General features: G+C 69.4%; 14 protein-coding genes. 12 read left to right on the forward strand and 2 right to left on the reverse strand.

Annotated elements, in window-relative coordinates; all coding sequences use genetic code 11:
* Window positions 1-37 precede the first annotated feature (37 nt).
* The 3 genes from ACLJQ7_RS21335 to ACLJQ7_RS21345 are packed head-to-tail and all read left to right on the forward strand — an operon-like array spanning window position 38 to window position 2,310.
* A complete protein-coding gene (locus tag ACLJQ7_RS21335) occupies window positions 38-844 on the forward strand; it encodes an IclR family transcriptional regulator C-terminal domain-containing protein (protein ID WP_410649963.1) in 807 nt (268 codons plus the stop codon).
* Window positions 837-1,406: an NTP transferase domain-containing protein gene (locus tag ACLJQ7_RS21340; protein ID WP_410649964.1), complete on the forward strand. Its 570-nt coding sequence runs from the start codon at window positions 837-839 to the stop codon at window positions 1,404-1,406. The genes ACLJQ7_RS21335 and ACLJQ7_RS21340 overlap by 8 nt, the downstream gene beginning before the upstream one ends.
* 31 nt (window positions 1,407-1,437) lie before the next feature.
* Window positions 1,438-2,310 (forward strand): AAA family ATPase, encoded by an 873-nt coding sequence (locus tag ACLJQ7_RS21345; RefSeq protein ID WP_410649965.1) that lies wholly within the window; start codon window positions 1,438-1,440, stop codon window positions 2,308-2,310.
* Between the two features lie 3 nt (window positions 2,311-2,313).
* Here the strand turns inward: ACLJQ7_RS21345 and ACLJQ7_RS21350 are convergent, their stop codons facing one another.
* The gene (locus tag ACLJQ7_RS21350) at window positions 2,314-3,333 is read right to left on the reverse strand and encodes an aldo/keto reductase (protein WP_410650288.1); all 1,020 of its coding nucleotides are present in this window, start codon (window positions 3,331-3,333) and stop codon (window positions 2,314-2,316) included.
* A gap of 100 nt (window positions 3,334-3,433) precedes the next feature.
* Between ACLJQ7_RS21350 and ACLJQ7_RS21355 the strand changes: the two genes are divergently transcribed.
* From ACLJQ7_RS21355 to ACLJQ7_RS21370, 4 genes are all read left to right on the forward strand, one after another.
* Window positions 3,434-4,000 carry a TetR/AcrR family transcriptional regulator gene (locus ACLJQ7_RS21355; RefSeq protein WP_410649966.1) on the forward strand — a complete coding sequence of 189 codons (567 nt, stop codon included), beginning with the start codon at window positions 3,434-3,436 and terminating at the stop codon, window positions 3,998-4,000.
* Between the two features lie 57 nt (window positions 4,001-4,057).
* Window positions 4,058-5,269: an FAD-dependent oxidoreductase gene (locus ACLJQ7_RS21360; protein ID WP_410649967.1), complete on the forward strand. Its 1,212-nt coding sequence runs from the start codon at window positions 4,058-4,060 to the stop codon at window positions 5,267-5,269.
* A gap of 78 nt (window positions 5,270-5,347) precedes the next feature.
* Window positions 5,348-6,448: a vWA domain-containing protein gene (locus ACLJQ7_RS21365; RefSeq protein ID WP_410649968.1), complete on the forward strand. Its 1,101-nt coding sequence runs from the start codon at window positions 5,348-5,350 to the stop codon at window positions 6,446-6,448.
* Window positions 6,441-7,553, forward strand: coding sequence for an XdhC family protein (locus ACLJQ7_RS21370; RefSeq protein WP_410649969.1), 1,113 nt, complete (start codon window positions 6,441-6,443; stop codon window positions 7,551-7,553). The genes ACLJQ7_RS21365 and ACLJQ7_RS21370 overlap by 8 nt, the downstream gene beginning before the upstream one ends.
* Here ACLJQ7_RS21370 and ACLJQ7_RS21375 read toward each other — a convergent pair.
* Window positions 7,531-8,010, reverse strand: a complete 480-nt coding sequence (locus tag ACLJQ7_RS21375) for an Lrp/AsnC family transcriptional regulator (protein WP_410649970.1) — start codon at window positions 8,008-8,010, stop codon at window positions 7,531-7,533. The genes ACLJQ7_RS21370 and ACLJQ7_RS21375 overlap by 23 nt on opposite strands.
* A 79-nt stretch (window positions 8,011-8,089) precedes the next feature.
* Between ACLJQ7_RS21375 and ACLJQ7_RS21380 the strand changes: the two genes are divergently transcribed.
* The 5 genes from ACLJQ7_RS21380 to ACLJQ7_RS21400 all read left to right on the forward strand — a co-directional run bounded on the left by ACLJQ7_RS21380 (window position 8,090) and on the right by ACLJQ7_RS21400 (window position 13,966).
* Window positions 8,090-9,010 (forward strand): threonine/serine dehydratase, encoded by a 921-nt coding sequence (locus tag ACLJQ7_RS21380; RefSeq protein WP_410650289.1) that lies wholly within the window; start codon window positions 8,090-8,092, stop codon window positions 9,008-9,010.
* A 295-nt stretch (window positions 9,011-9,305) separates the two neighbouring features.
* Entirely contained in the window at window positions 9,306-9,836 is a 531-nt protein-coding gene (locus ACLJQ7_RS21385; protein WP_016336316.1) for a (2Fe-2S)-binding protein, read from the forward strand.
* A complete protein-coding gene (locus tag ACLJQ7_RS21390) occupies window positions 9,836-12,274 on the forward strand; it encodes a xanthine dehydrogenase family protein molybdopterin-binding subunit (protein ID WP_410649971.1) in 2,439 nt (812 codons plus the stop codon). Before ACLJQ7_RS21385 ends, ACLJQ7_RS21390 begins: the two co-directional genes overlap by 1 nt.
* Entirely contained in the window at window positions 12,271-13,125 is an 855-nt protein-coding gene (locus ACLJQ7_RS21395; protein ID WP_410649972.1) for an FAD binding domain-containing protein, read from the forward strand. Before ACLJQ7_RS21390 ends, ACLJQ7_RS21395 begins: the two co-directional genes overlap by 4 nt.
* A gap of 190 nt (window positions 13,126-13,315) precedes the next feature.
* A complete protein-coding gene (locus tag ACLJQ7_RS21400; RefSeq protein ID WP_410649973.1) occupies window positions 13,316-13,966 on the forward strand; it encodes an SRPBCC family protein in 651 nt (216 codons plus the stop codon).
* Window positions 13,967-13,988: the final 22 nt, after the last annotated feature.

The following is a 13,988-nucleotide window of genomic DNA, read 5'->3' on the forward strand; positions in this document are numbered from 1 at the left end:
TCGGACAGACATACAGGTCACGGCCTAGGGTTCTCATATGGACGAAGGCGAGGTGACCGAGCGCGGGGCGCATCACGTCCAGTCGCTGGAGCGTGGGCTGGCCGTGATCAAGGCGTTCAACGCGGACGCGGCGGAACTCACCCTGAGCGACGTGGCCCGCTCCACCGGGCTGACCAGGGCGGCCGCCCGCCGGTTCCTGCTCACCCTCGTCGACCTGGGGTACGTGCGCACGGACGGCAAGTACTTCTCCCTCACCGCGCGGGTCCTCGAACTCGGCTACTCGTATCTGTCGAGCCTGTCGCTCCCGGAGGTCGCCCAGCCGCATCTGGAGCGGCTCTCCGCCGACGTGCACGAGTCGAGTTCGATCTCCGTGCTCGAAGTCCCGGACATCGTCTACGTCGCCCGGGTGGCCGTCTCGCGGATCATGACCGTCAGCATCAACGTCGGCACCCGCTTCCCCGCCCACGCGACGTCGATGGGGCACGTCCTCCTCGCCGGCCTCGATGACGCCGAACTGCGGGAATACCTCGCCAGGGCGAAGCTCGACAAGCTCACCGCGCGCACCAAGAGCCGGCCGGAAGAATTGCTCGCCGAGCTGGTCAGGGTCTGCGAACAGGGCTACGCGATGGTCGACCAGGAACTCGAAGAAGGCCTTCGCTCGATCGCCGTGCCCATCCGGGACCGGCGCGGTTCGGTCGTGGCCGCGGTCAACCTCTCCACCCACGCCAGCCGCACGACGCCGGAGTCGGTCGAACGGGAACTGCTGCCGTCGCTGCTCTCGGCGGCGCGGGCCATCGAGGCCGATTTGGCCTCAGCACCACCGAGCAGGGCGAGGCATGGCTGAGGTCGCGGGGCTGCTGCTCGCGGCCGGAGCCGGTCGCCGGTTCGGCGGGCCGAAGGCGCTGGCCGTCCTCGACGGTGAGCCGTTCGTCGTGCGGGCATTGCGAGTGCTCACCGACGCGGGCTGTGCGCCGGTCCGGGTGGTGCTGGGTGCCTCGGCCGCGGAAGTCCGCGCGCTCCTGCCCGACCCCGGGGCCGCGATCGTGGCCGAAGACTGGGAGTCCGGCATGGGCGCGTCCTTGCGCGCGGGCCTGAGGGCGCTCACCGCAACCGATGCCGAAGCCGCCGTCGTGCATCTCGTGGACCTGCCCGGCGTCGGCGCCGACGTGGTCCGCCGGGTCGCCGCCGGGGCCGGTGAAGTCACCGTCGCGCGTGCCGCGTACGAAGGCGTTCCCGGCCACCCCGTCGTTCTCGGCCGCCGGTGGTGGCCGGAGATCGTGGCGGGCGCGTCCGGGGACAAGGGCGCCCGCGACTGGCTCAACGGGCGCCAGGACCTGCGGCTCGTCGAATGCGGTGACCTCGGCACCGGGCAAGACGTGGACCGCCGCGAGGATCTTCCGGGCTGATCTCCGGCTCACCGAGGCCTACGATCGGCACGTGACCGTCGAATCGCCCGAGAAACTGGCCGAAGCCCTCGAAACGGTCGGCTACCTCGCCGACGACGGCATCGCCACGGCCGGGTTCCTCGCCGTGGCGCTCGGCCGCCCGCTGTTCTGCGAGGGCGAACCGGGCACCGGCAAGACCTCGCTCGCGCTGGGACTGGCCGAAGCGCTCGGCATTCCGCTCATCCGGCTTCAATGTCACGAGGGGATCGACGCGGCGCAGGCACTGTACGAATGGGACTTCCCCCGCCAGCTGCTGCATTTGCGCGCGCTGGAAGCCGCGGGTGACGGCGGCCTCGACGTCGAGGCCGCCGAACAGTCCCTCTACACCGAACGTTTCCTGCTCTCCCGGCCGCTGCTGAAAGCGTTGCAGACCGCTCCGTGTGTCCTGTTGGTCGACGAGATCGACCGCGCCGACGACGAGTTCGAAGCCTTCCTGCTGCAACTCCTCGACGAGAGCGCGGTGACGATCCCCGAGTTCGGCGAGGTGCGGGCCGAGCATCCGCCGCTCGTGGTGCTCACCTCCAACCGGACGCGGGAGGTGCATGACGCGCTGAAGCGCCGCTGTCTCTATCACTGGCTCGAACATCCGGACCTCGGCCGCGAGATCGAGATCCTGCGCCGCAAGATCCCGAATCTGGGCGAGGGGCTCGCGACTCAGGTCGCGACGGCGGTGCAGCGGCTTCGCACCATGGAGTTGCTGAAACCGCCCGGGGTGGCGGAATCCCTCGATTGGGCTCAGGCGCTCCTCGCCCTCGGAATGTCCGAATTGGACGCCGCGACCGCCGCCCGGACCCTCGGTTCGGTGCTCAAGTACAGCGAAGACCTGGACCGGGTCCGGGCCAAGCTGGACAAACTGCTCGCCTGAGCGTCAGCGGCGCCGCAGCGACGCGTCGAGCAGAGCGGGCGGGGTGTCGTGCTTCTCCTCCGGGGCCAGGTCCGTGCCCGGGGCGACGATCTCGTCGATCGCGTCGAGGACATCGGCGGAAAGCACGGTGTCCGCCGCGGCGAGTTGCGACTCGAGGTGGCCCGGCGTGCGGGGGCCGATGATCGCGCTCGTCACCCCGGGATGCGCGACGACGAAGCCGAGCGCGAGCTGGATCAGGCTCAGCCCGGCCTGGTCGGCGACCTTGACCAGCCGTTCGACGGCTTCCAGCCGGGCCCGGTTGACGGGCCGGGTCAGGTCGAATCGCTGGGGCAGGACCGCCGAACGGTTCGTGCTGATCTCGCCGCCTTCCCGGACCGCGCCGGACAGCCAGCCGGACGCCAGCGGGCTCCACGCGAGCACACCCATGCCGTATTCCTCGGTCACGGGCAGGACCTGCGTTTCGATCCCGCGCTGGAGGATCGAGTAGCTGGGCTGCTCGGTGACATAGCGGCCGGAACGGAGTTCGCGGGCGGCCCACTGGGCCTGCACGATGCGATACGCGGGGAACGTCGACGAACCGAAGTAGCGGATCTTCCCCGCCTGTCGCAGATCCGTCAGCGCGGAAAGGGTTTCTTCGTCGCTGGTCTTCGGGTCCCAGCGGTGGACCTGGTAGAGATCGACGTGGTCGACCCCGAGGCGGCGCAGGCTGTTGTCCAGTTCGGTGACCAGCCAGCGACGTGACGCGCCCTGATGGTTGCGCTCGTCGCCCATCGGCATGCTCGCCTTCGTGGCCAGCACGATGTCGTCACGGCGGCCCGCGATGGCGTTGCCGACCATCTCCTCCGACTGCCCGGCGCTGTACATGTCCGCGGTGTCGATGAGGTTGATCCCGCCGGCCAGCGCGGCGTCGACGATGGCGGTGGCCTCGTCCTGGGTGGTGCGGCCGATCGCACCGAAGTTCATCGCGCCGAGCGCGAGGGTGCTGACCTGCACGCCGGTCCTGCCCAAGGTGCGGTACTGCATGACGATGTCCTCCATGGCAAAATGAGCAAGCGGAACGTTGCTCCGCTAACGATACGGAGCAGTGTTCCGTTTGGCAAGCCGGTGGCGGAGGAGTGGCGTGATGAGTGAAGAGGGCACCAAGGTCAAACGCGCGGACGCCCGCCGCAACGAAAAGACCTTGCTCGACGCCGCCGCCGCGGTCTTCGTCAGCTCGGGCGTCGAGGCGCCGGTCCGCGACATCGCGGCCAAGGCGGGCGTCGGGATGGGCACGATCTACCGGCACTTCCCGACCAGGGCCGACCTCATCATCGCCGTCTATCGCCATCAGGTCGACGCGTGCGCCGAAGCCGGGCCGGAACTGCTGGCGTCGAGCGATTCCCCCTATGCGGCGTTGCGGCGCTGGATCGACCTCTTCGTCGATTTCCTGGTCACCAAACACGGTCTGGCGGCGGTGCTGCAGTCCGACAACGCCGGATTCGAGACGCTGCACACCTACTTCCTCGACACCCTCCTGCCGGTGTGCGCCCGGTTGCTCGACGCGGCGGCGGAGGCGGGCGAGATCCGCTCCGATCTCCAGGCGCTCGAAGTCATGCGCGGCGTCGGGAACCTCTGTATCGGCGCCGAAAGCGATCCGCGCTACGACGCGCGCAAAATGGTCGGCGTCCTCGTCGCGGGCCTCGGGACCTAGGTCCTCTTCGGAGCCGAATACGTGGCGACCGCTCACCGGCCGCGCTACAACTCGAACATGGAACGTACACAGTGTTGTGTGGTGGGGGGCGGTCCGGCGGGGATGGTGCTCGGACTCCTGTTGGCGCGAGCCGGGGTCGAGGTCACCGTTCTCGAGAAACACCAGGACTTTTTCCGCGATTTCCGCGGTGACACGGTCCATCCGCCCACGTTGATGCTGCTCGACGAACTCGGCCTCGGTGACCGGTTCGCGGATCTCCCGTCGAAACGGCTGGAGAAGATGCGGATGGTGTTCGGCGACGTGACGATCGTCGCCGCCGATTTCAGCCGGGTTCCCGGGCCGCACAAGTACATCGAGATGGTCCCGCAATGGGACTTCCTGAACCTGCTCGCCGAAGCGGCCGCCGACGAACCGACGTTCACTTTGCGGATGGGCGCCGAGGTGACCGGTCTGCGCGAGGGCGGCGGCGTGCGTTACCGCGATCCCGACGGCGTCGAGCGGGAGCTGGCCGCGACCCTGGTGGTCGGCTGCGACGGCCGCGATTCCCTGATCCGGGCGGAAGCGGGACTGGTGCCGAAGGAGTACGAGGTGCCGATGGACGTCTGGTGGGTCCGCGTGCCCAAACTCGAGGAGACGGGTGAGGCGGCGGAGGTGTTCGGTTGTTTCGCGAACGGCCTCGCCGGCATGACGATGGACCGTGGCGACTACTACCAGACGTCGTACCTGATCAAGAAGGGCCAGGACGAGGCGCTGCGTGCCGAGGGCATCGAGAAGTTCCGCGAACGGATCGGCGGCCTGTTCGGCTGGGGCGAGGAGGAGCTCGCCGCGATCCGCGATTGGGATGACGTCAAGCTGTTGAAGGTCCGGATGTCCAAGCTTCCGCACTGGTACTCCGAACGGGTGCTCTGCATCGGTGACGCCGCGCACGCGATGTCGCCTGCCGGTGGAATGGGCGTCAACGTCGCGATACAGGACGCCGTGGCGGCCGCGCGGCTCCTCGCCAAGCCGCTGCTGCGCGGGACTCTGACCGCGCGGGACCTCGGCCGGGTGCGGCGCCGCCGGAATTTCGCCGTCACCCTGATCCAGATGCAGCAACTGGGGGAGCACAAGATGCTCATCGAGCCCGCTTTGGACGGCACGCTGAACGAGCGAACCATCCCGCTGCTGCTCAGGATCTCGGACCGGTTCCCGATGCTCACGGCGGTGGGCGCGTTCCTGGGCGGCATCGGTCCCCTTCGCGAGAAGACCCCGGCTTTCGCCCGCCGCTGACCCGCGTTTCGTCCTCTGGATGCGGTACTTGCGCGCAAGTACCGCATCCAGAGGGCGAAACGCGCGCACAATGGAGGAGTGAGCGATCCACTGGCAGGCTTCGTCGGCTTCGCGGAGGCATTGCGCGAAGCCGGTTTGCCGTGTGACGCGCACCGAGTGCGGGCGTACCTCGAAGCCGTCGGCGAGCTCGATCTCGCCGATCCGGACCAGCTGTACTGGGCCGGACGGCTGACGCTGTGCTCCGACCCCGACGACCTTCCGCGCTACGACGCCGCGTTCGACGGCTGGTTCACCGAGAAGGAAACCGGGTCGCGGCGGCGCGGCCGGGAGGCGGCCCCGAAGCGCGCCAGGATCGCCACGCTCGCGCAGGCGGGCCAAGGCGAGTCCGGCGCGGAACCCGACGAACTCCGCGTCGCGGCGAGCGAGGAAGAGATCCTGCGGCACCGTGATCTCGCGGAGCTGAGTGTCGCCGAACGCGCGCACCTGCGGGAGTTGCTCGCGAAACTGTGCCCGGCGCTTCCGTCGCGGTCGTCTCCGCGCCGCCGTCCGGCCCGCCGGGGCACGCTCGATCCGTCGCGCACGCTCCGCGCGATGCTGGCCGGGGGCGGCGAGCCCGTGCGCCTGGCGTATCGGTGGAAGGGGGTCAAACCGCGCCGCGTCGTCCTCCTGATCGACGTCTCCGGCTCGATGGGGCCGTACGCCGACTCCTTGTTGCGGTTCGCGCACGTCGTGGCGCGGCGCGCTCCGGGCCGGGTCGAGGTCTTCACCCTGGGCACCCGGCTCACCAGGGTCTCCCGCCAGCTCCGGCTGCGCGATCCCGAGCACGCGATGCTCGCCGCGGCCGCCGCGGTCCCCGATTTCGCGGGCGGGACGAGGCTCGGCGAGACCCTGCGGGCGTTCCTCGACCGGTGGGGACAACGCGGTGTGGCCAGGCGATCCGTGGTCACCGTGTTCTCCGACGGCTGGGAACGGGGCGACCCCGGCCTCCTCGGCGAGCAGCTCGCCAGGCTGCGACGGCTCGCGCACGTCGTATTCTGGGTGAATCCGCACGCGGGGCGGGCGGATTACGCTCCCGTGCAGTCCGGCATCGTGGCGGCGCTCCCGCACCTCGATCGGCTGCTCGCCGGGCACAGCTTGGCCACATTGGAACGACTGCTGGTGGAGATCGCCGATGCGTGACGTACTGGACGAACTGCACCGTCGCTGGGCGGCAGGCGAGACGGTGGGGGTCGGCACCGTGGTGGCGACGTTCTCGTCGGCGCCGCGGAGCCCTGGCGCGGCGATGCTCGTCGCCCCGGACGGCACGGTCACCGGCAGTGTCTCCGGCGGCTGCGTCGAGGGCGCCGTCTACGAACTCGCACAGCAGGTGGTCGCCGAACGCGCCCCGGTGCTGCAGCGCTACGGCGTCAGTGACGACGACGCGTTCGCCGTCGGGCTGACCTGCGGCGGGATCATCGACATCTACGTCCAGCACATCGACCGCGACTCGATGCCGGAGCTCGGCGAGGTCGTCGAATCGGTCCACAGTGGACAGCCGGTCGCCGTGGTCACGGTGATCGAGCACGAACGGGACGGCCTGGTCGGCGAGCATCTGATCGTCTGGCCGGACCGGGTCGCGGGTTCGCTCGGCTCGTCGCGGATGGACGACGCCGTCGTCGACGACGCGCGCGGCATGCTCGCCGGCGGCCGCACGGGCACCCTGCACTACGGCCCGGACGGGCAGCGTCGCGGCGAGGGGATGACGGTCTTCGTCAACTCCTTCGAGCCGCCCGCGCGCCTGCTGGTCTTCGGCGCGATCGACTTCGCCGCCGCGATGGCGAAGATGGGCGCGTACCTCGGCTACCAGGTCACGGTCTGCGACGCGCGGCCCGTGTTCGCGACGAAGAGCCGGTTCCCCGACGCGCACGAGGTCGTCGTCGACTGGCCGCATCGCTACCTCGAGGCCGAGGCCGAAGCGGGCCGGATCGACGGCCGGACCGCGATCGCCGTGCTCACCCACGACCCGAAGTTCGACGTGCCGTTGCTGGAGGTCGCGTTGCGGCTCGACGTCGGCTACGTAGGGGCGATGGGCTCGCGCAAGACCCACGACGACCGGTTCGCGCGGCTGCGTGAAGCCGGGGTCACCGAGGCGGAACTCGAACGGCTGTCCTCGCCGATCGGCCTCGACCTCGGTGCGCGGACCCCCGAGGAGACCGCGGTGTCGATCGCGGCGGAGATCATCGCGCTGCGGTGGAGCGGTTCGGGATCGCGGCTCGCCGAACTCAGCGGCCGGATCCACGGCTGACGCCGGGCACCGGCACCGCCTGGCTCGACTTGACCACCTCGAAGGCGGGCAGGGTTTCGAATCGTTTGACGTGCACGTCGAACAGTTTCCTCGACAGGTACCGGCTCGCTTTGAGATCCGGCGTGAGCAGGACGACGACGTAGTCCCACTGCCCGACGATGCTGTAGCAGTGCTGGACGCGGGGCTCGGCCAGCATCCGGTCGCGGAAGGCCGTGTGGCGCTTTTCGTCGTCGTCGGTCAGCGCGACCAGGATGATCGACGTCATCCCCGCGCCGAGCGTCTCCGGATCGAGCACGGCGACCTCGGCGCGGATCACGCCCGCGGCGCGCAGCCGGGTCAGCCGCCGCTGGACCGCGCTCGGGGAGAGGCCGATGGCGTCGCCCAGCTCGTGCAGGGGGCGGGCGGCGTCGGCCTGGACGAGGTCGAGCAGCCGATGGTCGATCTCGTCGAGAGGCACGCAATATTTTTGCACATCGGCGGGAAAATTTACAATCGCCATGATCGGCTCCCGGCTTAGCTTGGGCGTCATGACCGACATGGACCTGAAGCTGGACAACATCGCCGAAGCGGCGAAGGTGATCGATCCCGTTTTTCTGAGCTCCCCGCAATACAGCGACGAACAGCTCAACGAACAGCTCGGCCGGAACGTGCTGGTGAAGATCGAGACGCTGAATCCGTTGCGCAGCTTCAAAGGCCGGGGCGCGGACTATTTCGCGGCCGGGCTGGAGCCGGGTACGACGATGGTGTGCGGGACCAGCGGCAACTTCGGGCAGGCCGTCGCGTTCGCCGCGAGAAAACGCGGTCTGAGGGCCGAGGTGTTCGTCCCGGCGGACGTCTCCCCGGTCAAACTGCGGCGGATGAAGGCCTTGGGGGCGCGGGTGCGCCGGGTCGAGGGCGAGGCGAAGGAGGCCGCGGCCGCCTTCGCCGCCGAAGCGCCGGACCGTGTCTTCGTGGTCGACGGCCGTGAGCCCGCGATCTCCGAAGGGGCGGGCACAATCGGGCTGGAACTGGCGGGGGCGGGCACGATCGACACGGTCGTGCTGCCGGTCGGCGACGGCGCGCTGATCGCCGGCGTCGCGCTCTGGCTCAAGGCGCACACGCCGGACGTCCAGGTCGTCGGCGTGGGGACCACGTCGGCGCGGGCGATGGCGACGAGTTGGCGGGCCGGTGAGCCGATCACCGTCGACCGGGTGAACTCGTTCGCCGGTGGCATCTCGATCCGCACCCCGGAACCCGAATCCATCCGGCGCCTGCGGTCACTCGTGGACGACTTCGTACTGGTCGAGGACGACGATCTGCGTGCGGCCATGCGGCTGGGCGCGGAAACCCTCGGCGTCCTGCCGGAACCCGCCGGGGCCGCTGGCCTGGCCGCGCTGACCGTGCACGACACCATCCCGGGCGACCGAGTCGCCACCGTGGTCACCGGGGCGAACGCCGTCTGGCCTCGTGAGTGGTAAGGACGGTTAGAGCCAAAGGCGTCGGTCGCACTGCAGGCACGGGCAAGGGAGTCTGTACCTAAAGGACACTCGCACTTTCCCCGCATCTGCACCGATTTTCCTTCTGCGCGACCGCACATGCGGAGCCGTTCGCGAGTCACCCCCTGGTGGGGGTTGCCCTTGCAGGGCCCAAGTAGCACGCTCGACTGTGAGTCCGATCACGGTCGCTCCGGGGTCGGTCCGTGACAACCGAATGACCGGCCGCTCCCGAACGACCCCGGACCAGCGCGGGGTTTCTCTTGCTTTTGGAGGCCTGATGCGCATCACCGTCACCGTCGACGGCACCAGCTACACAGACGACGTCGAGCCCCGCACCCTCCTCGTGCACCATCTGCGCGAACGGCTCGGGAAGGTAGGCACCGTGGTCGGTTGCGACACCAGCAACTGCGGTGCCTGCACCGTCCACCTCGACGGGCACAGCGTGAAATCCTGTTCGGTACTCGCGGTCCAGGCCGACGGCTGCGAGGTCACCACGATCGAGGGACTCGCCCGCGACGGCGAACTGCATCCGGTGCAGAAGGCCTTCCACGAGAACCACGCGCTCCAGTGCGGTTTCTGCACTCCCGGCATGATCATGCAGTCGATCGACCTGCTCGCCGACAATCCCGATCCGGACGAGAAGGCGGTCCGCGAAGGACTCGAAGGCAACCTGTGCCGCTGCACGGGCTACCAGAACATCGTCCGCGCGGTGCGCGACGCCGCCCACGAGATGCGGCCCGGCGCCGGTCCCGAAGCCGAGCGGCTCGCTTCGGACACCGCTTCCCGTGTCGGCGCGGGTGGTGAGTGATGACCTCCACGATCGAACCGGAGGTAGGCAAGTCCCGTCTCCGCAAGGAGGACGAGCGCCTCATCACCGGCAGGACCCGCTGGACCGACAACCTGACCCTGCCCGGCATGCTGCACCTCGCGGTGCTCCGCAGCCCGTTCGCGCACGCCAAGATCGTCTCGATCGACGTCACGGAGGCGAAATCCGCGTCCGGTGTGGTCGCGGTCTTCACCGGGAAGGATCTCGACCCCGAGAGCGCCATCGGCATGCCGTGCGCGTGGCCGATCACCCCGGACATGAAATCGCCGAGGCGGCCGATCCTCGCCTCGGACACGGTGAACTTCGCCGGTGAGGGGGTCGCGGTGGTCGTCGCCCGCACCTCGGCCGAAGCGCACGACGCCCTCGAAATGATCGACGTCGACTACGACGAACTCCCGGTCGTGCTCGGCCTCGAGAACGCGCTCGCCGAGGGCGCGCCGCTGGTGCACGAGGACCTCGGCACCAACCAGAACGCGGTCTGGGTCTTCGACTCCGCCGACGCGGGCACCGGATCCAGCGTCGAGGACGCGATTTCGAGTTCCGAGGTCGTGCTCAAGCGGCGCTTCCGTCAGCAGCGCCTGGTGCCGGCGTTCATGGAACCGCGGGCGTGCGTCGTCGACCCGACGGGCAATCAGCTGATCATGTGGTCGGCCACCCAGGTCCCGCACATCCTCAAGACGATGACCGCGGCAACGCTCGGTCTTCCCGAGCACAAGGTGCGGGTGATCGCGCCGGACGTCGGCGGCGGGTTCGGCGGGAAGATCGCCGTACTGCCCGAAGAGATGATGGCGACGCTCATCGCCAAACGGCTCGGCAAACCCGTGAAGTGGAACGAGACCCGTTCGGAGACGATGGTCGCCGCACACCACGGCCGCGACCAGATCCAGGACCTCACCATCACCGCGAACCGCGACGGCACGGTGACCGGCCTCAAGGTCGAACTGCTCGCCGACATGGGCGCGTACCTCGGCCTCGTCGGCCCCGGCGTGCCGATCCTCGGCGCGTTCATGTTCAACGCGATCTACAAGTTCCCGGCGTACCACTTCGCCTGCACCAACGTGTTCACCAACACCACGCTCACCGACGCGTATCGCGGCGCCGGGCGGCCGGAGGCCACGTTCGGGATCGAGCGGATGATGGACGAACTCGCCGTCGAACTGGGCATGGACCCGATGGAGATCCGCGAGAAGAACTGGATCAAGCACGAGGAGTTCCCGTTCACCACGGTGGCCGGGCTGACCTACGACTCGGGCAACTACGAAGCCGCGACCGCCAAGGCCAAGGAGCTCTTCGACTACGACGGGCTCCGCCGCGAGCAGAAGGAACGGCGGGAATCGGGCGACTCGGTCCAGCTCGGCATCGGCATCTCGACGTTCACCGAAATGTGCGGCCTCGCGCCGTCGCGGGTGCTCGGCTCGCTCGACTACGCGGCGGGCGGCTGGGAACACGCGGACATCCGGGTGCTACCCACCGGCAAGATCGAGGTGATCACCGGCGCCTCCGCGCACGGCCAGGGGCACGAGACGGCGTGGAGCCAGATCGTCGCCGACAAACTCGGTGTGCCGTTCGAGGACATCGAGGTCATCCACGGCGACACCCAGTCCTCGCACAAGGGCATGGACACCTACGGTTCGCGGTCGCTGGTGGTCGGCGGGATCGCGGTGGTCAAGGCGGCGGACAAGGTGCTCGCCAAGGCCAAGCCGATCGCGGCGCATCTGATGGAGTGTTCCGAGGACGACCTCGAATTCTCGGCCGGCAAGTTCTCGGTCAAGGGCACGGATTCCTCGACGTCCATCCAGGACATCGCGTGGGCCGTGTTCTCGGCGCACAACCTGCCGGACGGGGTCGAACCGTCGCTGGATTCGTCCGACACGTTCGATCCGGAGAACTTCTCGTTCCCGCACGGCACGCATCTGTGCGCGGCCGAGGTCGACACCGAGACCGGGCGCGTACGGTTGCGCTCCTACGTCTGCGTCGACGACGTCGGCGTGGCCGTCAACCCGCTGATCGTCGAAGGCCAGGTGCATGGGGGGCTCGCGCAGGGCATCGCGCAGGCGTTGTTCGAGGAGGCCGTCCACGACGAAGGCGGCACGCTGACCACCGGGACCTTCGCCGACTACCTGCTTCCGTCGGCGGCGGACCTGCCCAGCTTCACCACCGACCGCACCGAGACACCGTCGACGACGAACCCGTTGGGCGCCAAGGGAGTCGGGGAGGCGGGCACGATCGCCTCGACCCCGGCGGTGGTCAACGCCGTGGTCGACGCCGTCCGGCACTTCGGGGTGAACGACATCGAAATGCCGCTGACCCCGATGCGGGTCTGGCACGCCATCCAGCACGGGACGACCGCCGCGGGCGGGCTCGGCTCCGAAGCCGGTGGCGGTCTCGGTTCGATCGACGCCACCGGAGGTGCCCAGTGATCCCGGCCCCGTTCGAGTACGCCGCACCGTCCACAGTGGACGAAGCGATCAGCGCGCTCGCGGAGGCGGGCGAGGACGCCAAGGTGCTGGCGGGCGGGCAAAGCCTGCTGCCGGTGCTGAGGATGCGGCTCGCCACGCCGACCACGCTGGTGGACCTCGGGAAGGTCGCCGAGCTGCGCGGCGTCCGTGAGGACGGCGACGCGCTGGTGATCGGCTCGATGACCACGCATTACGACGTCCAGCGGGACGCGCTGGTCGCCGAGCACGCCGCGTTGCTCAAGGCCGCCACCGACACGGTGGCCGATCCGCAGATCCGCCACCGCGGCACGTTCGGCGGTGCCATCGCGCACGCCGATCCCGCCGGTGACCTGCTGGCTCCCGTCCTCGCGCTGGGCTGCGAACTCGTCGTCGCCGGGCCGGGCGGGCGGCGGACGGTGGCCGCGGCAGACTTCTTCCAGGACATGTTCACCACCGCGCTCGCCGCGGACGAACTCCTGGTCGAGGTCCGGGTGCCGAAGCACACCGGCTGGCACGCCCACTACGAGAAGTTCAACCGGGTCGCGCAGGCGTGGTCGATGGTCGCGGTCGCGGCCTGTGTCCGCATCGAGGCGGGCACCATCGAGGAGGCTCGGGTCGCGCTGACCAACATGGGCTCGACCCCGGTGCGAGCGGCCGGGGTCGAGGAGGCGCTGGTCGGCTGCGCGGCCACCGCCGAGGCGATCCGCGGCGCGGCCGAACGCGCGGCCGAGGGCACGAACCCCACGGCCGACGGCAACTCCGACGTCGAATACCGGCAGCACCTCGCGCGGGTGCTGACCGGCCGGGCGGTCCTCGCCGCGGCGGGTTCCTGACAGGCGACCGTGGGCAGAGCCGAAGACGAACCCGGAAAGGGAGAGGAAGCGTGAACCCGCTGGCCGAAGGCCCCGCTATCGCGGTGGCAGGGCGCCTTGCCCGCGAAGGCGAGCGGTTTGACCGGCTGCGTCGTGCCGACGTCGATCGCGGCCGGGTTCGTCGATAAAGACACAGAAGGGAGGTCGGCCCGTGCGGCTCGACCACGAATTCACCGTTCCCGCCCCGGTCGGCGAGGTCTGGAAGGCCGTAGTCGACCCGGAACGAGTGGCGCCGTGCATGCCTGGCGCCACCGTCACCGAAGTCGACGGGGACGCCTTCAAGGGCACGGTGAAGGTCAAGCTCGGGCCGATCTCCCTGCTCTACAAGGGAACCGGCCACTTCGTCGAGAAGGACGCCGACGCCAAGAAGGTCGTGATCAAGGCCGCGGGCAAGGACGCGCGGGGAGCGGGCACCGCGTCGGCCACGGTGACGCTCACCCTGACCGAGAAGGACGGCGTCACCCATGGCGCCGTCGCCACGGAGCTGGCGGTCACCGGGAAGCCCGCGCAGTTCGGGCGCGGCATGATCTCCGAGGTCGGCGGCAAGATCCTCGACTCGTTCGCGGACTGCCTGTCCGGCAAACTCGCCACCGCGCCCGAGCCCGCGAAACCCCAGGCACGCCCGGCGCTGCAGGCGGTCAAGCCGGTGACGGAGGGCGAAGCCATCGACCTGATGGAGTACGCGGGCGGATCCGTGGTGAAACGGGCGGCGCCGGTGCTGGTGGTGCTCGCCGGGGTACTCCTGGTCGTCGCGATCGTGCGGGCTGTGACGCAGCGGACACAGCGACCTCGGAGGAAATAGCGGCTTCTGTCAACCGTTGAAC

Source organism: Amycolatopsis sp. cmx-4-54 (genome assembly GCF_046548895.1).
GTDB lineage: Bacteria > Actinomycetota > Actinomycetes > Mycobacteriales > Pseudonocardiaceae > Amycolatopsis.